This is a genomic window from Spongiibacter sp. (assembly GCF_984394615.1).
Genome location: NZ_CFHTQA010000009.1, coordinates 44,990 through 71,047 on the forward strand (window position 1 = coordinate 44,990; position 26,058 = coordinate 71,047).

Genomic DNA, 26,058 nt, shown 5'->3' on the forward strand with positions numbered 1-26,058 from the left:
GTTGTTGTCAGGACGCGAATCCCGCGTTTACGTGCCGTTTACTGGTTTTCTACGGCAAGTTGCAGGGATCCGTTTACCACAGGAATCTGCTCACCGGGTGGCTCACTCATCACTACGGTTCCGGTTTCATTGTTCAAACTATAGCTAACCTGATAGCCGGTGACCCGCTGTTTCGGGTCTTCCAGTGTTTGGCAGCGTCGCTCTGTGCGGGTCTGCACATTCTTGCTCTGCATGTCTTCCTGAACACGCTTGCCCGCGTAGCCGCCTGCCGCAGCGCCCGCCACAGTCGCCAGTTTTTTGCCATTCCCGCCACCGACCTGATTGCCGATAACGGCACCCAGTACCGCGCCGACCACGGTGCCAGTGACCTGATTGCTGTCACGGCTGGGTGCGGTTTCCTGGATCACTTCGTCGCGGCATTCTTCCCGCGATACAAAGTACGTCTCGGTAATGGGTTTTACGTCCAGTACCTGCGCAAACTGAGGCTGACTCTGTTGTTCATAAACGCCGATGCCCGCAGCGGTTGCAACCGCAACCGTACCGATGCCTGCGGCGATCAAAAGCGGATTTGCCATGGTTTATTCCTCCCTCATACAGGCCTTGAGACGCCATTTTCAGGAAGAAGTGCCGGAAAAGCTGGGGCAACAATTCACAGTTGTGATTCAGTACTGATTCATAAACAAAGCCGCGTCGGCGATAGTGTTTAAAGCGCGACCAGCAGTGACAGATAGATCAGCAGCTCACTGAGTTGCTGCGCGGCGCCCAGTGCGTCGCCGCTGTACCCTCCCAGCCGGCGCCGGAGGTAGCGGGCAAAGACAATGCGAAAAATCAGCAGGCTGAACGTCATCAGCAGCCATTGGCCGACGTCGATAAACAGTGCCGGCAGCAGCACGGCTAGCCCGGCCAGCCACCATTGGCTAAGTGGCAGCGCGGTGGCCAATGGCTTGGATTTCCCCTCGCCGCTGACGTATTGCAGGTCTACCAAATACGACACGGCCAGCCAGCGGCTGAGGGGCTGGGCCAGCAGCAGGGCGAGTGCGGCACTGCTGGCGCTGGGCAGACTGCTGAGCGCGAGGGCTTTGATTCCCAGCACCATCACCAGCGCGACGGTTCCGTAACTGCCGATACGGGAGTCTTTCATAATGCGCAGCACATCGTCGCGCTGCCAGCCGCCGCCAAAGCCGTCAGCGCTGTCGGCTAGTCCGTCTTCATGGAAGGCACCGCTGACCATAAGCCCGACCCCCATGCTGAGCAGCACCGCCAGTGGAAGATTGTTGAACAGAGCGTCGAAGGTCAGCAAAGCAACGGCGCTGATGGCACCTAACAGCAGTCCGACAGCGGGAAAATAGCGGGCGGCACCGTCGAGTTTGTCCTGAGAGAAATCGGGGTCGGGTGGCACCGGCAGGCGGCTGAGAAAGCCCAGTGCCAGCAGAAATATCTGCCACTCTCTACGCAGTCGCTGGGAACGGGGTGTTGTACTCACAATACTGGCCTGGCCGCAAAGGAGCTGATTCCAGCACAGCCGGCCAGACCCTGCAAGCGCGGGGGCTGGCCCTTGATGCATTGGATGGCTTATTGCACGGTGATTCGCCGAGGTTCTGCGACAGCCAGTTTGGGCAGGTGCAGTGCCAGCACGCCGTTGTCGACTTTGGCGGCAATCTGTTCCTGGTCGATGCTGTCGGGCAGGCTGAAGCGGCGAAGGAAATGGCCTTGCCAGCGCTCACTGACAGCCAGCTTGCCATTGCCGTGGTCGATATTGCGCTCGCCTTTGACGGTCAGCACATTGTTGTCGATGCTGACCTCTATGGCGTCGCGATCGATGCCGGGCACATCCATGCTCAACAGGTAGGCGTCGTCGGTTTCGCTGATATCGACAGCGGGTGCCCAGGCGCGATTCACCGGTTCACGCGGTTCGCTGCGGTAGTCTATGCCGCGGCTCAGGTCATTAAACAGGGCAAACGGCAGATAACTGTTCATGGTGCATACCTCCTGAAAAAACGGTGTTTTCACGAAATTGCGCCAGCATGCTGTGTTTTCTATATGGTGGTGAACGATGTGATTTCAAGTGCTTATCGGTGGCCGCGCGGCTCTGCTACACTGAGCGCGCATTTCCTAACAGCAGCCTGCCTCACTCGAAAAGGATAAAATTATGAGCATCCAAGTTGGTGATACCATTCCCGCCGTTACGTTGAAAGTGATGGGCGAGAAAGGCCCCCAGGACATCAGTACTGACGATATTTTCAAGGGTAAAAAAGTGGTTCTGTTTGCCGTGCCGGGCGCGTTTACGCCGGGCTGTACGCTCACCCACCTGCCCGGTTATGTTGTAAATGCCGACAAGATCAAGGCCAAGGGTGTAGACACCATTGCCTGCATGGCGGTGAACGATGCCTTTGTGATGAGTGCATGGGGCAAGTCTCAAAACGCCGATGAAATTCTGATGCTGGCCGATGGCAATGCGACCCTGACATCTGCACTGGGCCTGGAACTGGACGCCAGTGGCTTTGGTATGGGCAAGCGCAGCCAGCGTTTTGCACTGATTGCCGATGACGGGGTGGTGACTCAGTTGGCTGTTGAACCGGCGGGCGGAGTGGATGTCAGCGCTGCCGAAAAGATCCTCGAACTGCTCTGACGGACTGCCGTTTTGACTGTCCGCGATCGCACGCCGCGTATCGTCATTTTTGATTCCGGCGTCGGTTCGCTCAGCATCGGGGCGGAAATTCATGCCCTGCTGCCGAGTCTGGATTTACTGTACGTTATGGATCGCGGCGGCTTTCCCTATGGCCTCTGGCAGGAGCAAGCGCTGGTCGAGCACATCTGTCAGAAAGTTCACGAGGTACTGCGAGCGCAGTCGGCCGATATGCTGGTGATGGCCTGCAACTCGGCCAGTACGGCAGTGCTGCCAGCGTTGCGCGAGCAATTATCAATTCCCGTGGTGGGCGTGGTGCCTGCGATCAAGCCTGCCGCGGCGCACAGCCGCAGCCGCGTCATTGGTTTGCTGGCCACGCCGGGGACCGTTGCCCGCCCCTATACTGCCAAGTTGATTGCGGATTTTGCGCCGGATTGCTGTGTGATCCCGGTCGGTTCGGCGGAGCTGGCGCCGGCGGTTGAAGCACTGTTTTGGCACGGCGACGATGCGCCGCAGGTATGGCGGGGCATTGCAGAGCAGTTTCATTGTCACCCTCGTGCGGCAGAAATGGATACCGTCGTACTGGCCTGCACACATTTTCCGTTGGTGAAAGATCAGTTGGCGCGACAGTTGCCGAAGCTGGCCTGGATTGACTCCGGTCAGGCAATTGCCCGCAGAGTTCAGCAGTTATTGCTCGATCAGGGCTGGCAGCCTACCCCAGTGCCGGGACGACAGTTTTTGCGCTTATTGGGGGCCAGAGAGCCCAGTGAGGTGCTGAGTCAACGGTTGGGTGAGCGGGGAATTGTGCTCAGCGGGCATTAAACGCCTCGGCCTGAGTATTGTAGGTATCTACGGCGTCCGTCATTTCCGCCATGGCCTTGCTGTAGCGACCGATGCGATCCAGACGCCGTTGCTCGGTGTCATGGCCCGTGCCCCTCGCGGTCTTCTCCATGGCATCCATACATTTCAAATAGCGACCCTGCTCATCGAGGTAGACCTCCAAGCGCTGTCGCCAATCCTGTAATTCGCTGCGTTCAAGGTTTGTGGGTGATGCCGGTGTCGGTGCTGCAGGTAGTGTGCAGGCCGCGTTGGCCAGCGAAGAAAGCAGGCTGGACGCAATCAGCACAGGCAATAGCAGGCGGTTCATTGTGGCTCCGGTCGGCGGTAAGTTGCGCAGAAGTATAGCGCAAAGCCAAGAGACGGTGGGGCGCTGGTTGGGCATAAAAAAGGGCGGCTCAGGGCCGCCCTTGATATGTTGTGGCTGCTTACAGTCCGCGGGGGTCAAAACCGCCGGCGTAAAACTGCGAGTACCACTTGCGGAACTTGGCAATCGGGCCGTCGCCGTCACAGAGAATCGGCAGCGGGCGATAAATCTTGTGTTCCCAGATCGGCTTGTCTTCTTCCAGTTGGCCGACGATGTTGGCAATGATCGCCGCGTTAACGCCGCCTTTTTTCACTTCGCCGTCAACTTTAGGCTGGGTGAAGGCGAAGCGCACGTGCACAGTTTCGTTGTCGATCGGCGTGGTCAAACCCATCAGGAAGGTGTCGGCGATGCCTTCGAACTTGGTAAAGCCCTGGCCGGGGCCAGCGCTGCCAGTGCGGATCGCACCCTTCACTTCACCGCGCGGGGTCGGCATATTGGCTTTCTGCAGACCGCGTACCATCGGGCCATCGTAAGTGGTTTCCCACTCGGGGAACGAGGCCGTGCCGTGCACGTATTTAAAGTGCGCGGGGTCCGCGGCGTTCTCAGCCATTTCCTGCGAGTGAGTATTCAGAATCCACTCGTAGCGCTCCAGCGGTGACCAGTCGTCGCCGTTGGCTTCATCGTGTTCAACCACGTCCCACTTCGGCGACTCGCCCTCGGGGTGATACCAGGCCCAGATCACCTGATTTGTCTCGCGAACGGGGAAGGACTTCAGGCATTTCTTGCCTTTGATCTTCGGCGGCATATTGGTGGCGTAAGGCACCTCTTCGCACTCACCTTCCGGGTTGAACTTCCAGGAGTGGAATGGGCAGACGATATTGTTGCCTTCGATTCGCCCGCCTTTACCTGCCTGGCCGTGAATGCCGTGGCCCAAGTGAGCGCCCAGGTGGGGGCAGTAAGCCTCCATCAGCACGGCGCGGCCACTTTCGGTGCGGAAGAGTACGAGCTCCTGACCGAAATAATGCACGGCACGGGACTCACCAACGGCCAGTTCGTCTGAATAGGAAACCGCGAACCAGCCGAAAGGCATCGGCATGGGGTAGCGTCTGATTGTGGCTGTGTCTGTCATGATTTTGTCCTCAGCAAAGTTGCGGGAACGCTCGCCGCCCAATTATCCATTTGTAATAACCCTATAAAAAGGGCGTTTATTTTGTGCAGCTAGGGTACCGCTTGTCAGATTGCAGACAATGGCAAAATAAGACATCTCACTGGCAAAAAACGCCAATTACACAAATTTAATCGCTAGTCCCACCAGCTTTTGATTTTGTCCATCATGCTGTCAGCGCCCATGCGAATCAGGGTCTCATTGGGTGAGCCGGCTTCGGTGCCGGTGTAGATCATGGCTTCCTGAACGGCGGCTTCTTTGGCCATTTCTTCCACGGTTTGCTCGTTCACAGGCTCGCCGTCAGCCGTTTCCGCTTTGCCCTGAGCGGCTGCGCGAATCTGTGCCGCGCGCTCAGAGTCCGGGTCGATGCCCGCGCGCGCCATCATTTCAATGGCCGCAAAACGTTTGGCGGCCTGTTTGTGGGTGAGCAGTTCGCCTTCGGAGGTAAAGGCATTATCGTTGGGGGCGTCGGCCTTGTCTGGTGACTGACCCATATTGATGCGAATAGCCGCAGCCGCCTGAGATTCCGGCGCAACACCGGCTTTCTCTACCGCTTTCTCGGCGGCGACCGCATCGGCGAGTTGCCGGGCGGTAATGGACTCGTCGTGGCGATTGTAAACGCGTCCGTCGTCGGCGAGCGCCGGCAGGCTCAGCAGTGTAGCCATTACCATCAGGGTGAGTGTTCTCATTGTGGGTCTCCGGAGTGGTGGCCGCCTTGGGCCTTATTTTACGTATGTCACGGCGGGTGGGCGCGATGGGAAGCTGTGCTACCATCAGCGCTATGAGTACGCCGCTTCTCCCATTACAAGACCGCTTTGGACGACAGGTAAATTACCTGCGGCTGTCGGTCACTGATCGCTGTGACTTCCGCTGTGTTTACTGCATGGCGGAGGATATGCGCTTTCTGCCGAAACGGGAGATTCTCGGTCTTGAGCAACTCTACGACATCTCGGCCGCTTTTGTGCAATTGGGGGTGAAAAAAATTCGCCTGACCGGTGGTGAGCCGCTGGTGCGCAACAATGTGCTGTGGCTGGTTGAGAAGCTGGGGCAGCTCGACGGACTGGAGAAGCTGGTAATGACCAGCAACGGTGCGCAACTGGACAAGTATGCCGCGCCGCTTCGCAAGGCGGGGTTGAGTGGCATCAATATCAGTCTGGACAGCCTGCGCCCAGAGCGCTTTCGCGCCCTGACCCGCACCGGCGATCTGGCGAAGGTGTTGCGCGGCATCGACGCCGCTCAGCAGGCGGGCTTTGAACGGATTAAACTCAATGCGGTGATCATGAATGGCCGCAACGACGATGAGATTCTCGATCTGGTCGATTTTGTCCGCGACCAGCGCCTGGATATCAGCTTTATTGAGGAGATGCCGCTGGGGCAGATCAGCGAGCATGATCGCGCTCTGACCTTCTGCAGCAGCGACAGTATTCGCGAGCGTATTCATCAGCGCTACCCGCTGACCGCGAGTACGGAAACCAGTGGTGGCCCCTCGCGATATTACCGAATGGCCGACAGTGACAGCCGTATCGGTTTTATTTCGCCTCACAGCCACAATTTTTGCCACCTCTGTAACCGCGTTCGCCTGACGGTGGAGGGGCGCTTGCTGCTGTGCCTGGGCAACGAGCACTCGCTGAATCTGAAGCCGATCGTCGATCAGTACCCCGGCGACACTGAGCGCCTGCGCGCCGCGATTATCGAGGCCATGGACCTCAAGCCCGAGCGTCATCACTTCTCACTGGACGACGAGCCGCAGATCGTGCGCTTTATGAACACCACGGGAGGCTGAGTGAGCACCCTGCCCGATTCTCCCGAGGCTCTGATTGCGGCGCTGGACCTTGAGGCGCACCCTGAGGGCGGTTTCTTTCGCCGCCATTTCACCTCATCCCGACACGCGGTCGTCGGGGATGAGTCCCGAGCAATGATGAGCTGTATTTATTACTTGCTTACCGAAGACAGCCCTATCGGCTGCCTGCACAGCAATCGTTCCGACATCGTGCACTTCTGGCAGGGCGGCGGCGCCTTGCAGTACACCCTGCTGACCGCAGATGGCGCCCTGCAGCAGACGGTGCTGGGGCCAGATCTGGCGACAGGCCAGCAATTGCAGCTGGTGGTGCCAGGGGGCTGGTGGAAAGCGTCACGCTTGCTCAGTGGTCGTTACGGCTTAATTTCCGAGGCGGTCTGCCCCGGCTTTGACTATGGCGATCACCGCTTTGCCGACGCCGAGCAGATACGCCGTGACTATCCTCAGCTTTTCCCGCAACACTGGCCCTTGCTGCAGCCGCTGCTGCGTTCCTGAGAACTACCGATGAGATCAGCCCATGAGTTCCGCCCGTCCCGCTGTCGACGCCCTGATTGACCAGCTTGCCCAGCAGGGCTATATCGCCAGTGTCCCGATTGCGACAACCCTGTATCTGGCTCGCCAGCTGGAGCGCCCGATTTTGATCGAAGGTCCACCGGGGGTGGGTAAAACCGAGTTGGCCAATGCCTGCGCGGCGATGCTCGATCAGCCGCTGTTTCGTCTGCAATGTTATGAGGGGCTGGACGAGAGCAAGGCGCTGTACGACTGGAAATACAGCAAGCAACTGCTCTACGTGCAGGTGCTGAAAACCCAGTTGCAGGATATTCTCGACGGAGCCAACGGCCTGTCTGAAGCGGTCGAGCGTCTGCATAACCTCGACGATATTTTTTATTCCGAGCGTTTTCTGGAGCCCCGTCCGCTGTTACGTGCGCTGCAGAATGACGGCGGTGCCGTTTTGCTGATCGACGAAATCGACAAGGCTGACGAGGAGTTCGAGTCGCTGCTGCTGGAGATTCTCGCCGACTTCGCGGTCAGCATGCCGGAGATTGGTACCTTGCGCGCGAAGCAGAAACCCCTGGTTCTGCTTACCAGCAATAACACCCGCAATCTCAGCGATGCTTTGCGCCGCCGCTGCCTGCATCTGCATATTCCGTTTCCCGAAGCCGCGCTGGAGAGTCGTATCGTACACAGCCGGGTGCCGGATTTACCGGAGCAGCTTCGCGGGCAACTGGTCGCGTTTGTACACAGCCTGCGCGAGTTGGACCTGAAAAAGCCACCGGCGATCAGTGAGACGATCGACTGGGCTCGAAGCCTGTTGCTGTTGCACGCGGCCAGCCTGTCGCGGGAACTGGTGGATGACAGCCTCAACGTCCTGCTCAAGCACGAGGAAGACCTGGCCATGGCTCGCAGCACCATGCACGAACTGCTGCGGGACGCCCAGCGGCGCTGATAACCGTGGACAGCACCCTGCTGCAATTCATCCGCCACCTGCGGGACCATGAGCTTCGCGTATCGACGGCGGAAACCTTGGATGCCATGCAGGTGGTGGCGTGTCTTGGCTACGGAGATCGGCGGCTATTGCGCGACGGTCTGGCCAGTGCGCTGGCAAAAAGTGGGGACGAGCAGCGGCGTTTTCGTCAGTGTTTTGCGCAGTTTTTCGATTTTAGCGACGACACGCAGGATGACACCGCCTCGGCAGCAGACCCTGACCCTGTAGGTGATGACTCGCAAGGTGATGAAGGACTGGCGGCAGGCGATGGCGAGGGCGAAGGGCAAGGCGGTGCTGGCGGCGGTGGGCAAGGCAGCGAGGGTTTGCGCGCCGATGTGATGCGCGCCGCCGATGCGGCACAGCTCGCCAGCCTGCAATATCCCACCCAGCGCGGTATTTACCGCCGCCGCCTGCTGGATGCACTGAACGACGGCGAGCGCCGTGACAGCATCGCCCGCCTGGCCGAAGGTAGCCCAGAGGAGCGCGCGCGGAGTCGCTGGCTCACCGCCCAGCGTGAGCAGCAATTAGTGATGATTGCCGAGCTACTGGATCGCCAGTTGCTGCTCAGCAATCAGTCGTCCAGCCGCAGCTTACAGGAAAGCCTGATGCGCAACTCGCCGCTGTCGGCACTGGACCATTATTACCGGGGCCGCCTGCCGCCACTGATTCGCAAGCTGGCAAAAAAACTGGCCGCCAAACATCGTCCGCGTCTGCGCAGCGCAAAGCGCGGTCAGCCGGATATTCGCCGAACCCTGCATCGCAGTGTGGCCTACGACGGCGTACCATTTAAACGTTACTGGCGGCATCGGCGCCGGGAAAAATCGGATATTTACCTGCTCTGTGACCTCAGCGGCTCGGTCGGACGATGGTCACAGGTACTACTGTTGTTTGTGCAGGCGCTGGCAGAAGTGCTGCCCCGCAGTCGCTGCTTTGTCTTTTGTGGAGTGAGTATCGAGGTCAGCGATATTCTGCGGGAGCATCCGGCGGATGAGGCTGTTGCGTTAATTCAGCAGCGCCACGGTCTGGGCAGCAGCGACTATGGCCGTGCGCTGCGCAGCTTTCGGGCGAGCGTTGAGGGCACGCTTAGCCGCCGCAGTACGGTAATGATTCTCGGAGATGGGCGCGGTAATGGTGGCGACAGCGGCATTGATGCCCTGCGTTATCTCTATCAGCATTCCCGTCTGTTGCTGTGGCTCAATCCCGAGCCCGTCAGCCGCTGGTATACCGGCGATTCGGAAATACGCCGCTACCAAAGCGCCTGCCACCACGTTGCGGAATGCGGCTCGCTGAGGCAATTGGAGTATCTGCTCGACGAGCTGCTGACCCGATTGCCCTGAGCGGTTTGGAGAATATTGCCAATTGTGTTGCTCCGGGCGGTGCTCCTGGCGTCTAAACCCGCTACTATTGGCGGCGTAGAAGCCAGCCTCTTTGTCCAGCGGACACAGCCATTGTTATGAACAAGTTCAAACAGTTTATCGGCCAGTCGTTTCTCGGCGGTATTTTGGTTATCGCGCCGATTATTATTCTGCTGCTGGCAATGCGTTGGGCGGTTAATGCCGTACAGAGTCTTATCGCCCCGCTCACCGGGCCGCTGGTCAAACTCAGTGGTGCGCCGCCGCTGCTGGTGGATCTGCTGGTCATCATCGTGATCCTGTTTGCCTGCTTTCTGGTGGGCACGGTGGTAGCGACCAGTGCAGGGCGCTTTGCCCAGAATTTCATCGACAGCCACCTGTCGCGTTTTGCGCCGGGCTATCGGTTGATTCGCGACATTATTCAGCAGGTCTTTGGCGGCGATAAAAATTCCCCCTTTACCAAAGGTGAAGTGGCCGTGGTGCAACTCTACGGTGTGGAAAATCCGGCGCGGGTAACGGCCATTATTACCAGTCGGCACGACAACGGATGGTTCAGCGTGTTTGTGCCCACCGGCCCCAACCCGACTTCGGGCTTTATCTACCATCTGCCGCCGGAGTGCGTGGTGCCGCGACCCGATATCAAGCTGGATGTCGCATTTAAGTCGATTATTGCCTGTGGTGCGGGCTCCGCTGAACTGGGTATTTGTCGTGAGCCGCTCGATACAGGAAGCCCGCGCTTGAGCGCCGATCGCGAGCCCCAAGGCGAGCAGGGAGCATAGGCCATTGGTGATGGGAAGCCGCCAGCTGTGGATGCCGGTCATCAAAGTCTGCAGCTTCACGGTAGCGGTATTCGGTCTGGCACTGCTGGTGCCGCTGACCATGGCGATTCTCGACGGCAGTGAAAATGGCAGTGCCTATGCGGCCGTGCTGCTGATCTGTGAGAGCCTGGCGCTGAGCGGCACCATGGCGAGCTGGAATTTTCAGATTACCGCGCTCACGCCCCGTCACATGTTTTTGATCACCAGCCTGAGCTGGCTGGCAATGTCGGGCCTCGGTGCGCTGCCGCTGCTGTTAACGGAAACTACTCTGAGTATCAGCGATGCGGTGTTTGAGTCGGTTTCCGGCCTGACCACGACGGGGTCCACCGTGCTGACCGGGCTGGATGGCATGGCCGCTGATGTGCTGCTGTGGCGATCGCTGCTGCAATGGATCGGCGGTCTTGGGGTGATTGCGATGGCTGTGGCAATCCTGCCTTTTTTGCGGGTCGGCGGTATGCGTCTGTTCCAGACGGAGTCGTCGGACTGGTCAGATAAAGCGCTGCCCCGAGCCAAGAGTATGATCAGCCGGATTATCTATTTGTATATCGCGATGACGGGTCTGTGTACCCTAGCCTTCCTGTATACCGGTATGGACGGCTTTCACGCCATCAATCACGCGATGACGACAGTCTCGACCGGCGGCTTCTCCACCTCCGACAGTTCCTTTGCTCAGTTCGATCGGCTGTCTACGCATTGGGTGGCAGTGGTATTCATGCTGCTCGGCGCTCTGCCTTTCAGCCTGTATGTGCAATCGTTGGCGCATCGCCGCTGGCTGTTCTGGAAGGACCAGCAGCTACGGGGTTTTGTCATGCTGGTGGTGGCTGCCAGTCTGGTGCTCAGTGTGTATCAGATTGCCCTGAATCATCAGCCGCCGCTGGAGGCATTGACCCTGTCGACCTTCAATCTGGTGTCGGTGATCAGCACCACCGGCTTTGCCAGTGGTGACTACAGCCATTGGGGGCCCTTCGCGGTGGCGCTGTTTTTCTTTGCAACCTTCCTCGGCGGCTGTTCCGGTTCTACCAGTGGCGGCGTGAAGATGTTCCGTTTTCAGTTGCTGGCCATCAGCATGAAAGAGAGTTTTCAACGGGCACTGCATCCCCGCGCTATCGTCCAGCGGCGTTATAACGGACGCAAAGTGGATGATGCCATTCTGCTGTCGTCGGTGGCCTATCTGTTTGTGATGCTGATCAGCCTGCTGGTGATTACTTTGCTGCTCAGCTTGAGTGGCGTCGACTTCGATACGGCGCTGACCGGTGCCAGTACCGCATTGATGAATGTGGGGCCGGGGCTGGGTGAGTTGATTGGCCCGGCGGGCAACTTTGCCAGTCTCAGCGATGCCAGCAAGTGGATTCTCAGTGTGGGGATGTTGCTGGGACGACTGGAATTCATCACCCTGTTGGTGCTGCTGACCCCCGCCTTCTGGCGCGGCTAGTCAGCCTCGTCAGGACTCAGGCGGTAGAGGCGATACTCCACTTGACCGGCACTTTTGTGACGGTGCTCCTGCCAGTCGTTCGGGGGAACAAAGGCTTCCCCTTTGGCCGTTTCCACATAAATCAGTGCGTCTTCCGCCAGTTTGCCTTTCAGTGCTTCCACGGCAATGGGCAGCAGCGACTGCTTGAAAGGTGGGTCGAGAAACACAATGTGCCAGCCGCCATCGGCCACTTTCAGATAACTCTCGGCGCTGCGGCCGTGCACGCTGCCATCCTCGCATTGCAGCGTGTGCAGGTGGCGGCGAATCTGTTCGGCACTGCCGGGGTTTTTCTCCACGAAATCGCAGTGCGCCGCGCCCCGGCTCAGCGCTTCCAGTCCCAGTGCGCCGCTGCCCGCGAACAGATCCAGACAGCGCGCGCCGCCAAGATAGGGGCTCAACCAGTTGAACAAGGTTTCCCGCAGTCGGTCACTGCTGGGCCGCAGCCCGTCGGCGCTTTGAAACGGCAGTTTTCGGCTGCGCCACTGGCCGCCAATGATGCGCACCTCGCCGTCGCGGCGATCCGGGGAGTGTGGCGTGGCCTTGGGGCGTCGACGGGGCATGGTATTCCTTGAATCGTTGGCGGCGGTCGCCGGGCTGATTACTCAGTTGGCGCTGAGAAGTGGTAGGATACGGCTTTTCTTTTCGCTGTAAACCAGAGCCCCATGACCGAGAACGACAAGCCAGGTGTCGACGACGCCGAAAATGCCTCCGCACCCAAGAAAAAGAGCTTTTTTACCCGCTTCAAAGAGTCCTTCATGGGCTCGGAGGAAGACCTTGCCGCAGCGGAAGGCTTTATTGCCGACGAAGAAATTGCCCCCTGGCAGCACATCGAGCTGTCACCCGAGGAGCAGGCCTCGCTGCTGGTCAAGTTTAAAGAAGGGCTCAGCAAAACCGGCGCCCAGCTTGGCGAAGGTATGGCCAATCTGTTTCTGGGCCGCAAGGAAATCGACGATGAGCTGCTGGAAGAGATTGAAACCCATCTGCTGATGGCTGATGTGGGCGTGGACGCCACCAGTGAAATTATCGGCAATCTTACCCGGCGTATGTCTCGCAAGGAACTGGATAACCCCGAAGCGCTGTATGTGGCTTTGCAGGAAGAACTGCGCGTGCTGCTGGAGCCTGCGGAACAGGAACTGGTGATCCCCGAGCAGCAAACCCCCTACGTGATTTTGATGGTGGGTGTAAACGGTGTGGGTAAAACCACCACCATCGGCAAGCTGGCGAAGCAGTTTCAGGCCGGCGGCCGCTCGGTGATGCTGGCTGCAGGCGATACCTTCCGCGCGGCAGCGGTAGAGCAGTTGCAGGTTTGGGGAGAGCGCAATGACGTGCCGGTGATTGCTCAGCACACCGGCGCCGACAGCGCCTCGGTGCTCTACGATGCCCTGCAGGCGGCCAAGTCCCGCAATGTGGACGTGCTGATTGCCGACACCGCCGGACGTCTGCACAACAAAGACAATCTGATGGAAGAGCTGAAAAAAGTGGTGCGCGTGCTCAAAAAGCTCGACCCCGATGCGCCCCACGAGGTGATGCTGGTGCTGGATGCGGGCACCGGGCAGAACGCCCTGTCTCAGGCGAAACACTTCCAGGAAGCTGTGGGTGTGACCGGCTTAACGCTCACCAAGCTTGATGGCACCGCGAAAGGCGGTATTGTATTTGCTATCTCCAAGCAGTTGGGACTGCCTATCCGCTTTATCGGTGTGGGTGAAGGCATTCTCGATCTGCGTCCTTTCCGCGCCGATGAATTTGTCGGTGCCTTGTTCGGGTGGCAACGCAAGCAATGATTCAATTTGAGCAGGTCTGCAAACGCTATCCCGGCGGTCATGAGGCGCTGAATCAGCTCAGCTTCCACATGCCCCACGGCGATATGCGTTTTCTGACCGGCCACAGTGGCGCCGGGAAGAGTACCCTGCTCAAACTGATTATGGTGATGGAGCGGGCCAGCAGCGGTCAGGTGCTGATCGATGGTCGCAATGTCTCCACCCTGCCCGCCCGTAAAATCCCCGAACTGCGTCGCAAGGTCGGCGTGGTCTTTCAGAATCACCAGTTGCTGTTTGATCGCAGCGTGTTCGACAACGTCGCATTGCCACTGATTATCGCCGGTTATGGTCACCGCGATGTGGGGCGCCGGGTGCGCGCCGCGCTGGATAAGGTCGGCCTGCTGGACAAGGAGCGGCAGAATCCGATTACTCTGTCGGGCGGTGAACAGCAGCGCGTCGGTATCGCGCGCGCGGTGGTAAATAAGCCCAAGCTACTGCTGGCCGACGAACCGACCGGTAACCTCGATCCGCAGTTGTCGGCGGAAATCATGCATCTGTTCGAACAGTTCAATCAGGTTGGCGTGACCGTGTTGATCGCCACCCACGATCTGTCGCTGATCGCCCGCATGCCCTACAAATTGCTCAGCCTGCGCAATGGCCGCCTGCTAAACGCAGGAGGGAGCGACGATGAGTCCCTCTAAGCCCAGCGGCGCCAGCCGACGTCCTGCCAAGCGGCGATTGGAGAAATTACAAAACCCCGACAAGCCAGTGCGCCGCGAGCGTGCGGGGGCCAAAAAGCACCGTGCCAAGGTCAGTGACCAGTGGCAAAGCTACCGCAGTCATCACCAGCAGGTGGCGCTGGACAGCCTGCGTCGCCTGTTGCGTCGCCCCCTGGCAACGCTGATGACCACGCTGGTGATCGCGATAGCCATGGTGCTGCCCGCGGGTCTGTACGTGGGCTTAAACAATGTCGAGTCGGTGAGCCAGGGTTGGGATGGTGCCGCCCGCCTGTCGCTGTTTCTCAAGTTCAGCGTCGATGACCGGGCAGCGGAGGAGCTGCGTGCCCGGTTGGCGAACCGCGACGATATTGCCTCGGCGGAATACATTTCTCCCGCCGCAGCGCTGGAGGAATTCCGCGATCGCTCCGGCTTTGGTGAGGTGCTGGATCAGCTAGACAGTAATCCCTTGCCGGGTCTGATTGTGCTCAGTCCGAGCCCGGCGAACAGCCAGCCAGAGCAGGTCAATGCCCTGCGCGATGCCCTGGCGGAGTTGCCCGAAGCTGACTTGGTTAAGCTGGATATGGAATGGTTACAGCGCCTGGGACAGATTACGGAAATCAGTCGCCGGGTCACACTGGCGCTGGCGATCATGCTGGCGGCGGGGGTGCTGCTGATTGTCGGCAATACCATCAAGCTGGCGATCGAAAACCGCCGCGATGAAATTCTGGTCGTAAAGCTGGTGGGTGGCACCAATGCCTTTGTTCGCCGCCCCTTCCTCTATATGGGCTTCTGGTACGGGCTGTTTGGCGGCCTGCTGGCGTGGGTGATGTTGGTCGGCTGCCTGCTGTGGTTGGGCGGTCCGGTGCGGCAGCTGGCGGGGCTTTACGGCAGTGATTACACCCTGCTGGGGCTGGGTATTGGTGACACCTTGCTGATGTGGTTCAGTGCCGCTGCACTGGGTTTGCTGGGCGCGATGTTGGTGGTGGGGCGAGAACTGCGCGCCATCGAGCCGAAATAGCGCGCCTGCGTTTCTTTAATTGCCAAACGGCCCGCGCATCAGGCGCGGCAGTACCCGGTTGATGACCTCGGCAATATAGTCGAGGAACAGGGTGCCCATGCTGGATTTGAAGTGTTGGGGATCTTTGCTGGCAATCGCGAGCACGCCATCGACATTGCCCGGACGAATCGGCATTAGCGCCGCTGAACCAATATGGTCGGCGTGCTGGCCGAACAGGAACTTCAATTCTTCGCCACGCAACACCCCGCATACGCCTTTGCCGCCGCGCAGCAGGTGGCCGATTTCTTGATGGGCGTGTTCCGGGCTGACCACCCGCAACTGGCTGCTGCCCATTTTTGAGGGGTCGCCGAACAGTGTCAGGCTGGCGTAGTCCACGCGCTCGAAGTCACTGACCAAGCGCCGGCAGAGGGTGTTGCTCAGTTCCTCCGGGCGTCGGGCTTCCAGCATGCCGAGAATCAGCGATTTACTGCGTTCAAAAATGGTGTCGTTGTGTTGCGCATTGTCCAGCAGATTACTGAGACGAGCACGCATATCCATGTTGCGCTCGCGCAGCACTTCCACCTGGCGCTCCAACAGACTGACGGCGCGACCGCTGTTATGGGCCAATTTCAGGTCGGCCAGCAGATCTTCATTATTCAGAAAAAAGCCGGGGTGATTGCGCAGGTAGCGGGCCACGGCTTCTTCGCTGGGCTGGCTGTCTTGACCGGGTTTTGCTGTGTCCACGTAATGTCCTTGTCGCTGCTTGGGTGTTGGGCTCAGAGCTGAATCTGTCCTTCAAACACCGTGGTGGCTGGCCCGGTCATGATAACGGGCTGACCGGAGCCGGGCCAGTGAATGCTCAGTTGGCCGCCGGGGAGTGTGACGGTGACCGTATTGTCCAGCTTGCCCAGCACAATCCCGGAAACGACAGCGGCGCAGGCGCCGGTGCCGCAAGCCAGGGTTTCGCCCACCCCGCGCTCGAACACCCGAAGGCGAATATTCTGCCGGTCGACAATCTGCATAAAGCCGACATTCACCTTCTGGGGAAAGCGGGGATGGCACTCGGTAATCGGGCCGACCCGCTCAACGGGCGCTGTATCGACATTGTCCACCGGCAAGACCACGTGGGGATTACCCATCGACACCGCGCCGACCTGCCACTGCTCACCGTCAATATCGAGCGGGTAGCTGTCAGCCTGCTGCTCGGCGGCAAAGGGAATGCTGGCGGGTTCGAGAATCGGTTCGCCCATGTCTACGCGCACGTCGCGATTGTCGGTAATTGCCAGCTCGATGACGCCCGCCAGGGTTTCCACGCGGATACGCTGCTTGCCGGTGAGTCGTTTGTCGCGCACGAAGCGGGCGAAGCAACGGGCACCGTTGCCGCATTGCTCTACTTCACTGCCCTCGGCATTGTAGATGCGGTAGCGGAAATCGACGTCGGGGCGGGAGGGAATTTCCACCGCCAATACCTGGTCGCAGCCAATGCCAAAATGGCGGTCGGCAATTTTGCGAATATGGTGGGGCTTGAGCTTGAAACGCTGGGTAATGAGGTCGATAACCACGAAATCATTGCCCAGGCCATGCATTTTGGTAAAGCGTAGCTGCATCGTTTGTCCTGTGCGGCGCCTCGCCGTTGGCGCTGTTAACGATGCGGGGGCCGGGTCTGCTAGCGGCGGTGCCGCCAGTCAGCTGCCGGATCAGTCCGGCAGGACGGCTTCGCCACGCATCAGGTCGGCGACAGTTTCGCGCGCCCGAATCAGGTGATGTTGGTCTCCGTCGACCATCACCTCGGCGGCGCGTCCTCGGCTATTGTAATTGGAACTCATGGTAAATCCATAGGCGCCGCTGGAGGCCAGTGCGAGCAGGTCGCCACTTTCGATGCGCAGCTCGCGATCTTTGGCGATAAAGTCGCCGGTTTCACAGACCGGGCCGACCACATCGTAGTGGCGTGCTTCACCGTTGCTGCGAGGCACTACGGGCAGCAGGTCCATCCAGGCCTGATACAGTGCCGGGCGCAGCATATCGTTCATGGCCGCGTCGACGATGGCGAAGTTCTTGTGGGGATTGAGTTTGAGGAACTCCACCTGCGTCAGTAATACGCCGGCATTGGCGGTGATCGACCGACCCGGTTCGAACATCAGTTTGACCTGGCGCTCACCCAGTCGCTCGCGGATGGCGGCGATATAGTCACCGGTCGACGGCGGCTGCTCGTCGCGGTAGCGTACACCCAGGCCGCCGCCAAGGTCGAGATGGGCAATATCGATGCTCTGCTCGGCCAGGGTGTCGACCAGCATCAGGACGCGGTCCAGCGCATCGAGAAAGGGGCTGGTGTCGGTGAGTTGCGAGCCGATATGGCAGTCCACGCCCTTGACGGCCAGGTTCGACAGGCTGGCGGCGTGGGCGTACACCTCCGGGGCGCGGGCGATATCAATGCCGAATTTATTGTCGCGCAGGCCGGTGGAAATATAGGGGTGCGTTTTGGCGTCGACATCGGGATTGACGCGAATCGACACCGGCGCCACCACGCCCATCTCGGCGGCCACGGCGTTGAGCCGTTCCAGTTCGGCTTCTGACTCGACGTTGAAACAGTAAATACCCACTTCCAGTGCGCGGCGCATTTCAGCGGCCGTTTTGCCTACGCCGGAGAACACCACCCGCTCTGCCGGGCCACCGGCTGCCAGTACGCGTTCCAGCTCGCCCACTGAGACGATGTCAAAGCCGGCGCCGAGGCGGGCCAGCACATTGAGTACGGCAATATTGGAGTTGGCCTTCACGGCGTAACACACCAGGTGGTCCTGGCCTTGCAGTGCGTCGCTGTACTCGCTGAAACGCTGCTCCAGATAGGCGCGGGAATACACATAACAGGGGGTGCCGTACTGCTCGGCAATAGCGCGCAGCGAAACGGATTCGGCGAACAGCTCGCCGCTTTGATAGTGGAAAACAGTCATAGTGTGTACTTACTCGTTGGCGTTTGCCGGGGCTTGTTCGGTATCGGGGCCGTCTGCATTGTTGGCAGCATCGTCGGGCAGCACCAGTGGCCCGGTTTGCCCGCAGGCGACCAGTAACATCGCCACCGCCAGAATGGAAAGCAGCTTGCGTGCGTGTCGATAAGCCATGGTCAGCACCCCGGAAAATGAAGCGCGTAGTATAGCGGTGTGGCCGCGCAGATGCTAAGGCTGCGCTCGTTCTCCACGCAGTTGGCTTGCTATACTTGCGCCGCCATCACGCAGGGGTTGTCCGTAATGAATGAAGTGGAATTTCACGATCAGCTCGACGAGCTGTACGACGCGATTGAAGATGCCGTGGACGAGCTGGAGGCCGATGTCGATTGCGAAATCGCCGGTACCGTTCTCACGCTGCGCTGCCCCGACGGCAGCGCGCTGATTTTCAGTCGCCAGGCCGCGACGCAGGAACTCTGGCTGGCGGCGCGCTCCGGGGGCTATCACTTCAGCTGGGACGGGACGCAATGGTTCTGTAATCGCGAGCAGCAGACACTGCAACAGCTGCTGGATGCGGCGGCGGAGTCACAGATCGGCGAGCGATTGCCGCTGAGCTGGTAAGGGCCATCCGTCCGCTTTTCGGGCACGTAAAAGCGATGCCCGCCGCGCGTGTTTATTGTACAATGCGCGGCTTTTCATAGCCTGTATCTGCCTTCGGGGGTTCCCATGTTCAACAAAGAGATGACGATTGCCGGTTTTGACGACGAAATCTGGTCTGCAATCCAGGAAGAAGAAGTGCGTCAGGAAGAGCATATCGAGCTGATCGCTTCTGAAAACTACACCAGCCCCCGGGTTATGCAGGCGCAGGGTACCGCGCTGACCAACAAATACGCCGAAGGTTACCCCGGCAAACGTTACTACGGTGGCTGTGAATACGTCGACAAGGCCGAGTCTCTGGCCATTGAGCGTGCGAAGGCGCTGTTCGGTGCCGACTACGCCAACGTACAGCCCCACTCCGGTTCTCAGGCCAATGCCGCGGTCTATCAGGCGCTGGTACAGCCGGGCGAAACGGTACTGGGCATGAGCCTGGATGCGGGCGGTCACCTTACTCACGGTGCCAAGCCCAACTTCTCTGGTAAAACCTACCACGCGGTGCAGTACGGTCTGAACAACGAGACGGGCGAGATCGATTACGCTCAGGTCGAGGCGCTGGCGCTGGAGCATAAACCCAAAATGATCGTAGCGGGCTTCTCGGCCTACTCGGGCATTGTTGATTGGGCCAAATTCCGCGAAATCGCTGACAAAGTCGGCGCTTATCTGATGGTTGATATGGCCCACGTTGCCGGTCTGGTTGCTGCGGGCATTTACCCCAACCCGGTGCCGGTTGCCGATGTGGTCACCACCACCACGCACAAAACCCTGCGCGGCCCCCGCGGCGGTCTGATCATTGCCAAGGCCAATGAAGAGATCGAGAAAAAACTGAACTCGGCGGTATTCCCCGGCGGTCAGGGTGGTCCGTTGATGCACGTGATTGCAGCCAAGGCCGTCAGCTTCAAAGAGGCGATGGAGCCCGGCTATGTCGACTACCAGAAGCAGGTCGTTGCCAATGCCAAGGCCATGGCGAAGACCTTTATCGAGCGCGGCATTAACATCGTTTCCGGCGGCACTGAAAACCACCTGATGCTGGTGGACCTGATCGGCAAGCCCTACACGGGTAAAGATGCTGATGCGGCGCTGGGTGCGGCCAATATCACTGTGAACAAGAACGCGGTGCCTAACGACCCCCGCTCGCCCTTCATCACCAGCGGTCTGCGTGTCGGTACGCCGGCAGTGACAACCCGCGGCTTCAAGGAAGCCGAGTGTGTCGAGCTGGCCAATTGGATGTGCGACGTACTGGAAGCGCTGGAAGCGGGTGACGCCTCGGCCAAGATCGAGGAAGTCAAAGCCAAGGTGCTGGACGTGTGCAAGAAATTCCCTGTTTACGGCTAATATGCCGTTGGCAGTGTGAAGAAAAAGCCGGGCACTGCCCGGCTTTTTTATGCCTGATGACTCAAATTTAGAGTGTTGCTATCGGTACTTTTCCCAAATCGCCCCCTCCGACGTTTTGCGATGCATAATGAGCAGGTATAACAAGAGGTGTAGATAAAAAAGAGAGGGTGGCTGAGGCTGCCGAAATCGAGACATCGGTAAATAAGTGATACCTGGAGTGCTGAATGAAAAAGAAATTATTTGGACTGGGTTGTGCCGTACTGTTGGCCGGCTGTGCCAGCAGCGGCGGTGAGCAAATGGCCAGTGAGCAGCAGAGCGCATCGGGCCTGCCTGCCTGGGTACTTAACCCCTACATCGAAGACGGTTTTGCCAGCGCTCAATGCGTGCCGTATTCCGGCAATATGTCGATCGATCGTCAGTTGGCGATTGCCAATGCCCGCACCGACCTGGCTCAGCAGTTGGAAACCAAAGTCGCAGCACTGGATAAAGTGTTTCGTGAGCGCACGGATGTATCCAGCGGCGTCTCCAGCGGTTCTACGTTCTCTTCTGTGTCCAAGCAGCTGACTCAGCAGACGCTGATTGGCACGCGTCCTGAGCGCGTGGACTTTGTCGAGATCGATGGCAATAAAAACCTCTGCGTGCTGCTGACCATGGGCCGCGAAAAAACGCTTTCGCTGTTCGACAATATGCTCGATGCCAGTCAGCGCAGCGTGCAGCCAGATGTGCGCGAGGTGCTGTTGCAAGAGTTTAAAGGCGCCGAGGCGCAGAAAGACCTGAATCGCGAGCTGGGCGGCTGAGCCGACCTTTTGCGATCAACTGGCCACGATGCCGGTGGCCAGAAAAGAAAAAGCCCGCCAATTGGCGGGCTTTTTTGTGGGGGGGTTATCCTGTCCTCAATCCTGGTCCAGGTCCACTTCCACGATTTCCTCTTCTGCATTGCCAACAAAGCGCTCGTCGGTATAGACCACTTCGCCGTTATCGATAATGTCGATCACGTAGTTAACGCCGCCCGGTACTTCGAAGACTTCATCCTCGCCTTTGTCGAGGATGACGAATTTGTAGTAGTCGTAGTAGCCGTCTGGCTCGTCGAGATTATCGATGCCGATAGTGAAGGCGCCGCTGCTGAAGTCATTGGCAATATTGCGAATAATCACTTTGCCGGTGTCGCTGATAATGACTTTGCGAGAGGCGGTAGCGGTATTGCCCTGGTCGTCGGTAACGGTCAGCTTGAGCTGATATTCGCCGTCTTGCGTGTAGGTGTAGACACCCAGCGGGATACCATCATCAACGGTTTCGCCATCGCCAAAATCGTAACTGTATTTGACGATGTTGCTGTTGGGGGCCACCGAAGACAGGGCATTAAGAATGCCGGTGTTGAATTCGCCATTGGCATCCCGAGCGCCGCGAATCACGTCGCTGAACTGATCAAACACACGCGCAGTAAGTGGTCCTTTGCCACCGGCATCTTTGCTGACCGGCAGATAGAACAACTGACTGGCAGACTTGAGCTCGTCGTTGCTGTCGATGCCGCCGATGCGGAAGCCTAGTTCGCCTTCAACATCCGGTACCTGGATCTCGAAGCTGACATTGATGCTGTTACAGGGGCCATTTTCGCTGATGCGGTTGCCGTAACAGATGCTGGTATAGCCGAGTTCAGACTCGTCCAGACCGAATTCATCAATACTCGCCTGGTCCATTTCCAGCAGCTCTCGTAACGGTTCGTTAAGATTGGCGTAGGAAATATAAATGCGATAGGTGCTGCCCGGTTTGGCGGCGGGCAGGCGACGGTCCGGCCCGAGGCCGAAAATCGCGAAGTCTGAGGTCAGGCCGTCGGGGCCGGCATTCACGTAGTTGCCTTCCATCAGGCCAACAAACTTCATGCTGTCCGCGGGGTCAGCCTCATTCACCAGCGTACCGCGACCCAGAAACGCCAGGCGAGCGGGGCCAAAGGGCTGGTTATAGAGCTTCTCCACTTCAAAGCTGCCGTTGCTCTCGTCGGCAATATAGGTGTTGCCTTGGAAGCTGATGCGGATCAGCGGCCGGTAGTATTTGCCCGTTGTGCTGTCCCATTTGCTGTCGGCAAAGTTGATGAACTCTTCGCCACGCTCATCCGGAAGCCGCAGATCCAGCAGTGCCGGGTAGGTGTTTGATGCGGGCGCCGTGGTCTCGATAACCCGGGTAAAATCGAAGCCGGAATCATTGATCGGTGAGCTGTCGCTCGCATCGGCATTGGCCTCTTCGTTCTCGACCACTTTCAAACCGATAGAGTAGAGTACGGCACCAACCGGATTACTGTCGTCGAAAGACCAGCCGTAATCGGTATAGTCAATGTCAGTGCTGCCATTGCCTTTATCGCTGCGCGCCCAGCCATCGGTGGGCAGAACCTTGCCATTGGGGTCTTCTTCCCAGCTATTCACCCACTCAACGACACCAAGGCCATCTTTCAGGTACAGGTAGTAGGAAAAGCGCTCGCCGTAGTACTTGATGACAATACAGTTTTGCTCGCCGCTGATGGGGGCGGTGGCATTGTCGTCGATCAGCGTCGCGGTCCAGCCGGTGCCCGAGCTGAAGTTATAGAACAGCGGTACGATCGTGGGGCCGGCTACCCAGCTGTCGCCAACGTCGACGTTGGCGGGAAACAACAGTGCAGGCTGGGGCTGCCGGAACGGGGCCACACCGAGGTCAGATTTGAGCTGCTCGGCGGTTTCCGTCAGGTAGATATTGCCGCGGCTGTCTTTGGCAAAGTTGTGGAAGATGGGCGCGCTAATATCGTTGCTGTCTGGCGATACCACGTAGTAGCCCAGACGCAGCGTTTTAATGCCGCGGGAATCTTCTACGACCGAGGTCTTCCAGACGCGGTCGGTCTCGAAACCGCCAAAGCCGCGCAGTCGCATTTCAGAGCGGTCTGGAAAGCGGAAGGTCTGGCTGCCGAACTGGACGGCGATGTCCGCGCTGTTGTCCTCGAAGCTGAGGTAGGTGTTCAGGGGGAGCTGCGAGTCGTAGTTCAGGTTGATAACCGGCTCGGTATTCGCACTCGGTTCTTTATATTCAGTGCCGGATTCGTCGAAAACACAGCCTTGCAGGCTGAGGCCGAGGGCCAGCGACGCGGCGGTCAGTAATTTCAGGTTCTTCATGACTGGGTCCTCTTAAAGCGTGAAGCTGCCGATCAACGAAATGCCGAATAAGCGGTCATCGTTTAGCGTTGAGCCTTCAACAAAGGCGTCGAACTGGCGCTGGGTGTAATTGAAGCGGACTTCCAGTGGCAGCTTCATCGAGGTTTTTCGCAGGTCGTAAACCGCATCGAGGGTGTAGGATTCGTACTCGATGCTGTCTTCAATACCGAACTCGTCGCGGGTCAGCGAGGTGCCGCCGTCGACGGTGGCTTCGGCATCAAAGGTAAAGTCGTAGCGCAGGCTGACGTCCAGGCTATCGAAGAAGCGCACTGAGCCACCGAGATAGAGGCCGGTCGCTTCAAAGCTGCCTTTGTAGATCGACTCAATCGGCGTGGAGACGTCGCTGGACACCGGCTTTTCGTAGTCGACGGAGAAGAGTCCAACGCCGAACCTTACGTCCTGCTCTTCCATTGCATAACCGACAGTGGCTTCAGTGAAGGTGGTATTCACGTCGATTTTGTCACCAGCGGTCAGCAGCTTGGCGTCGTTATCCTCAATGTAGAAGTAATCACGGGTCGCCTGCACCGTGATCAAGAAGGTTTGCACATCGTAGTTGATGTCGATGCGGTGGGCAGACTTTTCACCGCCGAAGAGCTGCACGGGGTCGATGCTCAGGTCGGCGATAAAGCGTGTCCAGCCTTCTTTCTCTGAGTCAGAAGCCTGCGCAATTTCATCCTGCTCGGCACTGTCGCCGGGCGTCAGTTCGTAGCTCAGGCGGGGGCGGATCGCCGCCATCCAACTGATGTTTTGCATCCAGGTGGCCTGCTCCGGGAACCACTCGAACTGAAGAATGTTCAGACCGATGGTTTTTACGTAGGCGTCGCGAATAGTATCGGCTTCGAGCTCCAGGTATTTATAGCCCACCGAGAAGCCGCCCACATAGTTGTAGCCGGTTTCGTCACCGAAACTGGCTCGTTGATCGCCATCTTGCGCAAGCGCATTCCCGGCGGTGAGGCTGGCAGTCAGCAGAGCTGCTGCCGTGACACGTTTGTCCATCTCTATCTACCCTCTGCGTAGTTTTAGCCGCATTAATTTTGTTTTGGTTGCGGCGAGTTTAGTGTTTTCCAGAAATTCTCCATTAGCTCCCTGCTGATAAGTGCCGCGACTTTCTCACCGGCCTTCTGGCAGGCGAGGTCGCTGTCTCCCGATACCGACTTGGCGGACCGGCTGCTGGCGCTCAGTGTCTGACCTTGAGTACTGAGCGTGGCATTGGTTTTGATGTTGCAGTAAAACGCGTTGTTGCGAGCCATCTGCCTGGAGCTGCTTTGCAGCTGCAACTGCAGACTGGCCTTGTCGCCTGAGGCGCTGGTGCGCAGGCCGCGACGGGCGAGTTCTGCGGCAATATTGCTGGCGATGCCGGTGCTGAGTTCGTCACGGGCGTCGAGCTGGATCAGTAGCTGCTCGAAGAACTGTGCGCCCTGCTCGGCACGCTGCGTGATTGCGCTGTCGTCGAACGTTTGTTTGCCGCCCAGCAGTCGGTACTGCTGCAACAGCGATGTGTACTGCAGCTCATTCAGCATGCTTTGGTAATGCTGTCGAAGCTGACTGGACAGGTCGCCACTGACGCCGGTACGTGGGGCGTCTGCCAGCAGTGTGCGAATTTCCTGTGCCACGCGGCTGGCGGCGGCGTTGAGGTCAAGCTCTGCCAGGCTGTAAAGCGTGTTGTGCTCGGTCACTTCCCGGCTTTCAACAATGCGGATATCCGACAGCGCAATATCGGGCACGCGGATACGGATATTGTTGTTGAAGGTGCTGCGGCTGCCCGTTTCGTCTGACACATTGTTCAGTGTCAGCTCGGAGCCCACTTGCAGCTTGAGGGTGCTGGCAATTTCATTGCGGGCGGACAGCTTGGCGGCTTCGCTGGCTTCGGCGTAACCCAGTGACAGATCGGCGGCGCCGACCCCGAATACGAAGCCGGGACGTTGCGGCGGGGTTTGTACCCAGTCCGGGGTGGCCGCCTGGGCCGCCAGGCTGGGAAGCAGTATCAGGAGCGTGGCGGTATTTCGCAGCAGGCGGGGCAGCTTCACAGGCCGAACCTCGCGCGCTCACTGTACTTGTGGATTTGTTTTCGACCGTTCCAGACTTCGCGGTTGCTGCGCAGGTCAATGAGTTTCAGGTCGACCTGATAGGTGGTGGTGCGCTTGCCCTCAAGCTGATCCACCAGCGAGGTAATTACACCACTGAGCGCAAAAGTGGCGGCGGTCTCTTCGCCCATTTCCACTGCGCTGTCCATGCTCGCAAACATTTCCTGGTCCATCTTCTCGTCGCGAATTCGCTCGCGCTCCGCGCCGGTCACCACAAACTCGGCTTTGCCACTGCGCAGCAGTTCGCGCTTGATGGAGTTGATAAAGGTCTCCACGGGAATCTGCTCGTGAGAGCGGTTGCTGATGTGTTGAATTGCAATCACCGGCAGCTCCCCGTCGGCGCCGGGTTTGGCCCAGGGAAAGCTCAGCATGTCGGGAATCAGCGCTTCGGCAACACTCTGTGAATCGCTGGCGTTCCAGCGGTCGGTCAACTGTGGCTGCTCGCCACTGTCGACCCGCTGTACCGAGTTACTGGCGCAGGCAGTCATGGTCAAAACGGCAATCGCGGCAAGCAGGTTTTTCAGAAACGTCTTCATAGCG

29 protein-coding genes are annotated in these 26,058 nt (G+C 58.8%); 14 read left to right on the plus strand and 15 right to left on the minus strand.

Annotation, left to right across the window (positions count from 1 at the left end; translation table 11 throughout):
- Positions 1 to 38 precede the first annotated feature (38 nt).
- From AC5DB9_RS05485 to AC5DB9_RS05495, 3 genes are all read right to left on the minus strand, one after another.
- Positions 39 to 575, minus strand: coding sequence for a glycine zipper 2TM domain-containing protein (locus AC5DB9_RS05485; protein WP_273009372.1), 537 nt, complete (start codon positions 573 to 575; stop codon positions 39 to 41).
- A gap of 128 nt (positions 576 to 703) precedes the next feature.
- Positions 704 to 1,483, minus strand: a complete 780-nt coding sequence (locus AC5DB9_RS05490) for an adenosylcobinamide-GDP ribazoletransferase (protein ID WP_273009370.1) — start codon at positions 1,481 to 1,483, stop codon at positions 704 to 706.
- 89 nt (positions 1,484 to 1,572) lie between these two features.
- Complete coding sequence (locus AC5DB9_RS05495) at positions 1,573 to 1,977, minus strand: Hsp20/alpha crystallin family protein (RefSeq protein ID WP_273009368.1); 405 nt, start codon at positions 1,975 to 1,977, stop codon at positions 1,573 to 1,575.
- Positions 1,978 to 2,149: 172 nt separating this feature from the next.
- Here AC5DB9_RS05495 and AC5DB9_RS05500 point away from each other — a divergent pair, with 172 nt between their 5' ends.
- Positions 2,150 to 2,629: a peroxiredoxin gene (locus AC5DB9_RS05500; protein WP_286847035.1), complete on the plus strand. Its 480-nt coding sequence runs from the start codon at positions 2,150 to 2,152 to the stop codon at positions 2,627 to 2,629.
- A gap of 12 nt (positions 2,630 to 2,641) precedes the next feature.
- Entirely contained in the window at positions 2,642 to 3,448 is an 807-nt protein-coding gene (gene murI, locus AC5DB9_RS05505) for a glutamate racemase (protein WP_273009364.1), read from the plus strand.
- Here murI and AC5DB9_RS05510 read toward each other — a convergent pair.
- From AC5DB9_RS05510 to AC5DB9_RS05520, 3 genes are all read right to left on the minus strand, one after another.
- Positions 3,435 to 3,773 carry a hypothetical protein gene (locus AC5DB9_RS05510; protein WP_273009362.1) on the minus strand — a complete coding sequence of 113 codons (339 nt, stop codon included), beginning with the start codon at positions 3,771 to 3,773 and terminating at the stop codon, positions 3,435 to 3,437. The two genes, murI and AC5DB9_RS05510, sit on opposite strands and share 14 nt — an antisense overlap.
- A gap of 118 nt (positions 3,774 to 3,891) precedes the next feature.
- Positions 3,892 to 4,899: a Rieske 2Fe-2S domain-containing protein gene (locus AC5DB9_RS05515; protein ID WP_028968269.1), complete on the minus strand. Its 1,008-nt coding sequence runs from the start codon at positions 4,897 to 4,899 to the stop codon at positions 3,892 to 3,894.
- 173 nt (positions 4,900 to 5,072) lie between these two features.
- Positions 5,073 to 5,624, minus strand: a complete 552-nt coding sequence (locus AC5DB9_RS05520; RefSeq protein ID WP_022958709.1) for a hypothetical protein — start codon at positions 5,622 to 5,624, stop codon at positions 5,073 to 5,075.
- 65 nt (positions 5,625 to 5,689) lie between these two features.
- Between AC5DB9_RS05520 and moaA the strand changes: the two genes are divergently transcribed.
- The 6 genes from moaA (at position 5,690) to AC5DB9_RS05550 (ending at position 11,821) form a co-directional block, all read left to right on the plus strand.
- On the plus strand, positions 5,690 to 6,718 hold the full coding sequence (gene moaA, locus AC5DB9_RS05525; protein ID WP_273009359.1) for a GTP 3',8-cyclase MoaA: 1,029 nt from the start codon (positions 5,690 to 5,692) through the stop codon (positions 6,716 to 6,718).
- Complete coding sequence (locus AC5DB9_RS05530; RefSeq protein ID WP_273009357.1) at positions 6,719 to 7,228, plus strand: cupin domain-containing protein; 510 nt, start codon at positions 6,719 to 6,721, stop codon at positions 7,226 to 7,228. It abuts the gene before it with no gap.
- Between the two features lie 22 nt (positions 7,229 to 7,250).
- On the plus strand, positions 7,251 to 8,180 hold the full coding sequence (locus AC5DB9_RS05535; RefSeq protein ID WP_273009355.1) for an AAA family ATPase: 930 nt from the start codon (positions 7,251 to 7,253) through the stop codon (positions 8,178 to 8,180).
- A 5-nt stretch (positions 8,181 to 8,185) separates the two neighbouring features.
- Positions 8,186 to 9,556, plus strand: a complete 1,371-nt coding sequence (locus AC5DB9_RS05540) for a VWA domain-containing protein (RefSeq protein WP_273009353.1) — start codon at positions 8,186 to 8,188, stop codon at positions 9,554 to 9,556.
- Positions 9,557 to 9,672: 116 nt separating this feature from the next.
- Positions 9,673 to 10,350 (plus strand): DUF502 domain-containing protein, encoded by a 678-nt coding sequence (locus AC5DB9_RS05545; protein ID WP_273009351.1) that lies wholly within the window; start codon positions 9,673 to 9,675, stop codon positions 10,348 to 10,350.
- Between the two features lie 10 nt (positions 10,351 to 10,360).
- A complete protein-coding gene (locus AC5DB9_RS05550) occupies positions 10,361 to 11,821 on the plus strand; it encodes a TrkH family potassium uptake protein (RefSeq protein ID WP_273009349.1) in 1,461 nt (486 codons plus the stop codon).
- On the opposite strand, the gene rsmD is transcribed toward AC5DB9_RS05550, so the two are convergent.
- Complete coding sequence (gene rsmD, locus AC5DB9_RS05555; RefSeq protein WP_273009347.1) at positions 11,818 to 12,420, minus strand: 16S rRNA (guanine(966)-N(2))-methyltransferase RsmD; 603 nt, start codon at positions 12,418 to 12,420, stop codon at positions 11,818 to 11,820. The two genes, AC5DB9_RS05550 and rsmD, sit on opposite strands and share 4 nt — an antisense overlap.
- 102 nt (positions 12,421 to 12,522) lie before the next feature.
- Here rsmD and ftsY point away from each other — a divergent pair, with 102 nt between their 5' ends.
- From ftsY to ftsX, 3 genes are read left to right on the plus strand one after another with little or no spacing between them, the layout of a single operon-like run.
- Entirely contained in the window at positions 12,523 to 13,641 is a 1,119-nt protein-coding gene (gene ftsY / locus AC5DB9_RS05560; protein ID WP_273009345.1) for a signal recognition particle-docking protein FtsY, read from the plus strand.
- A complete protein-coding gene (ftsE, locus tag AC5DB9_RS05565) occupies positions 13,638 to 14,318 on the plus strand; it encodes a cell division ATP-binding protein FtsE (RefSeq protein WP_022958700.1) in 681 nt (226 codons plus the stop codon). The genes ftsY and ftsE overlap by 4 nt, the downstream gene beginning before the upstream one ends.
- Positions 14,305 to 15,354, plus strand: coding sequence for a permease-like cell division protein FtsX (gene ftsX / locus AC5DB9_RS05570; RefSeq protein WP_022958699.1), 1,050 nt, complete (start codon positions 14,305 to 14,307; stop codon positions 15,352 to 15,354). The genes ftsE and ftsX overlap by 14 nt, the downstream gene beginning before the upstream one ends.
- A gap of 15 nt (positions 15,355 to 15,369) precedes the next feature.
- Here the strand turns inward: ftsX and AC5DB9_RS05575 are convergent, their stop codons facing one another.
- The 4 genes from AC5DB9_RS05575 to lptM form a co-directional block, all read right to left on the minus strand.
- Positions 15,370 to 16,077: a DUF484 family protein gene (locus AC5DB9_RS05575; RefSeq protein WP_022958698.1), complete on the minus strand. Its 708-nt coding sequence runs from the start codon at positions 16,075 to 16,077 to the stop codon at positions 15,370 to 15,372.
- Positions 16,078 to 16,109: 32 nt separating this feature from the next.
- On the minus strand, positions 16,110 to 16,940 hold the full coding sequence (dapF, locus tag AC5DB9_RS05580; RefSeq protein WP_273009341.1) for a diaminopimelate epimerase: 831 nt from the start codon (positions 16,938 to 16,940) through the stop codon (positions 16,110 to 16,112).
- Positions 16,941 to 17,030: 90 nt separating this feature from the next.
- The gene (gene lysA, locus AC5DB9_RS05585; RefSeq protein WP_273009339.1) at positions 17,031 to 18,281 is read right to left on the minus strand and encodes a diaminopimelate decarboxylase; all 1,251 of its coding nucleotides are present in this window, start codon (positions 18,279 to 18,281) and stop codon (positions 17,031 to 17,033) included.
- 9 nt (positions 18,282 to 18,290) lie between these two features.
- Entirely contained in the window at positions 18,291 to 18,449 is a 159-nt protein-coding gene (gene lptM, locus AC5DB9_RS05590) for an LPS translocon maturation chaperone LptM (protein ID WP_022958695.1), read from the minus strand.
- A 126-nt stretch (positions 18,450 to 18,575) separates the two neighbouring features.
- Here lptM and cyaY point away from each other — a divergent pair, with 126 nt between their 5' ends.
- From cyaY to AC5DB9_RS05605, 3 genes are all read left to right on the plus strand, one after another.
- Positions 18,576 to 18,893, plus strand: coding sequence for an iron donor protein CyaY (cyaY, locus tag AC5DB9_RS05595; RefSeq protein WP_022958694.1), 318 nt, complete (start codon positions 18,576 to 18,578; stop codon positions 18,891 to 18,893).
- Between the two features lie 105 nt (positions 18,894 to 18,998).
- Complete coding sequence (gene glyA, locus AC5DB9_RS05600; RefSeq protein WP_022958693.1) at positions 18,999 to 20,261, plus strand: serine hydroxymethyltransferase; 1,263 nt, start codon at positions 18,999 to 19,001, stop codon at positions 20,259 to 20,261.
- A gap of 224 nt (positions 20,262 to 20,485) precedes the next feature.
- Positions 20,486 to 21,058: an LPP20 family lipoprotein gene (locus AC5DB9_RS05605; protein ID WP_022958692.1), complete on the plus strand. Its 573-nt coding sequence runs from the start codon at positions 20,486 to 20,488 to the stop codon at positions 21,056 to 21,058.
- Between the two features lie 96 nt (positions 21,059 to 21,154).
- Here AC5DB9_RS05605 and AC5DB9_RS05610 read toward each other — a convergent pair whose 3' ends face one another.
- The 4 genes from AC5DB9_RS05610 to AC5DB9_RS05625 are packed head-to-tail and all read right to left on the minus strand — an operon-like array spanning position 21,155 to position 26,054.
- On the minus strand, positions 21,155 to 23,395 hold the full coding sequence (locus AC5DB9_RS05610) for a PKD domain-containing protein (RefSeq protein ID WP_273009336.1): 2,241 nt from the start codon (positions 23,393 to 23,395) through the stop codon (positions 21,155 to 21,157).
- A gap of 12 nt (positions 23,396 to 23,407) precedes the next feature.
- Positions 23,408 to 24,430 carry a hypothetical protein gene (locus AC5DB9_RS05615; RefSeq protein ID WP_273009334.1) on the minus strand — a complete coding sequence of 341 codons (1,023 nt, stop codon included), beginning with the start codon at positions 24,428 to 24,430 and terminating at the stop codon, positions 23,408 to 23,410.
- 32 nt (positions 24,431 to 24,462) lie between these two features.
- Entirely contained in the window at positions 24,463 to 25,461 is a 999-nt protein-coding gene (locus AC5DB9_RS05620) for an LPP20 family lipoprotein (RefSeq protein WP_273009332.1), read from the minus strand.
- Entirely contained in the window at positions 25,458 to 26,054 is a 597-nt protein-coding gene (locus AC5DB9_RS05625; protein WP_273009330.1) for a penicillin-binding protein activator LpoB, read from the minus strand. The genes AC5DB9_RS05620 and AC5DB9_RS05625 overlap by 4 nt, the downstream gene beginning before the upstream one ends.
- Positions 26,055 to 26,058 lie beyond the last annotated feature (4 nt).

Coding starts and splice junctions, on each gene's coding strand:
- AC5DB9_RS05615 (WP_273009334.1), bottom strand. CDS start 24,430: ATGGACAAACGTGTCACGGCAGCAGCTCTGCTGACTGCCAGCCTCACC.
- lptM (WP_022958695.1), bottom strand. CDS start 18,449: ATGGCTTATCGACACGCACGCAAGCTGCTTTCCATTCTGGCGGTGGCG.
- moaA (WP_273009359.1), top strand. CDS start 5,690: ATGGGAAGCTGTGCTACCATCAGCGCTATGAGTACGCCGCTTCTCCCA.
- dapF (WP_273009341.1), bottom strand. CDS start 16,940: ATGCAGCTACGCTTTACCAAAATGCATGGCCTGGGCAATGATTTCGTG.
- AC5DB9_RS05610 (WP_273009336.1), bottom strand. CDS start 23,395: ATGAAGAACCTGAAATTACTGACCGCCGCGTCGCTGGCCCTCGGCCTC.
- AC5DB9_RS05535 (WP_273009355.1), top strand. CDS start 7,251: ATGAGTTCCGCCCGTCCCGCTGTCGACGCCCTGATTGACCAGCTTGCC.
- AC5DB9_RS05500 (WP_286847035.1), top strand. CDS start 2,150: ATGAGCATCCAAGTTGGTGATACCATTCCCGCCGTTACGTTGAAAGTG.
- AC5DB9_RS05550 (WP_273009349.1), top strand. CDS start 10,361: ATGGGAAGCCGCCAGCTGTGGATGCCGGTCATCAAAGTCTGCAGCTTC.
- lysA (WP_273009339.1), bottom strand. CDS start 18,281: ATGACTGTTTTCCACTATCAAAGCGGCGAGCTGTTCGCCGAATCCGTT.
- AC5DB9_RS05605 (WP_022958692.1), top strand. CDS start 20,486: ATGAAAAAGAAATTATTTGGACTGGGTTGTGCCGTACTGTTGGCCGGC.
- AC5DB9_RS05510 (WP_273009362.1), bottom strand. CDS start 3,773: ATGAACCGCCTGCTATTGCCTGTGCTGATTGCGTCCAGCCTGCTTTCT.
- ftsX (WP_022958699.1), top strand. CDS start 14,305: ATGAGTCCCTCTAAGCCCAGCGGCGCCAGCCGACGTCCTGCCAAGCGG.
- AC5DB9_RS05520 (WP_022958709.1), bottom strand. CDS start 5,624: ATGAGAACACTCACCCTGATGGTAATGGCTACACTGCTGAGCCTGCCG.
- cyaY (WP_022958694.1), top strand. CDS start 18,576: ATGAATGAAGTGGAATTTCACGATCAGCTCGACGAGCTGTACGACGCG.
- ftsY (WP_273009345.1), top strand. CDS start 12,523: ATGACCGAGAACGACAAGCCAGGTGTCGACGACGCCGAAAATGCCTCC.
- ftsE (WP_022958700.1), top strand. CDS start 13,638: ATGATTCAATTTGAGCAGGTCTGCAAACGCTATCCCGGCGGTCATGAG.
- glyA (WP_022958693.1), top strand. CDS start 18,999: ATGTTCAACAAAGAGATGACGATTGCCGGTTTTGACGACGAAATCTGG.
- AC5DB9_RS05495 (WP_273009368.1), bottom strand. CDS start 1,977: ATGAACAGTTATCTGCCGTTTGCCCTGTTTAATGACCTGAGCCGCGGC.
- AC5DB9_RS05485 (WP_273009372.1), bottom strand. CDS start 575: ATGGCAAATCCGCTTTTGATCGCCGCAGGCATCGGTACGGTTGCGGTT.
- AC5DB9_RS05515 (WP_028968269.1), bottom strand. CDS start 4,899: ATGACAGACACAGCCACAATCAGACGCTACCCCATGCCGATGCCTTTC.
- rsmD (WP_273009347.1), bottom strand. CDS start 12,420: ATGCCCCGTCGACGCCCCAAGGCCACGCCACACTCCCCGGATCGCCGC.
- AC5DB9_RS05545 (WP_273009351.1), top strand. CDS start 9,673: ATGAACAAGTTCAAACAGTTTATCGGCCAGTCGTTTCTCGGCGGTATT.
- AC5DB9_RS05625 (WP_273009330.1), bottom strand. CDS start 26,054: ATGAAGACGTTTCTGAAAAACCTGCTTGCCGCGATTGCCGTTTTGACC.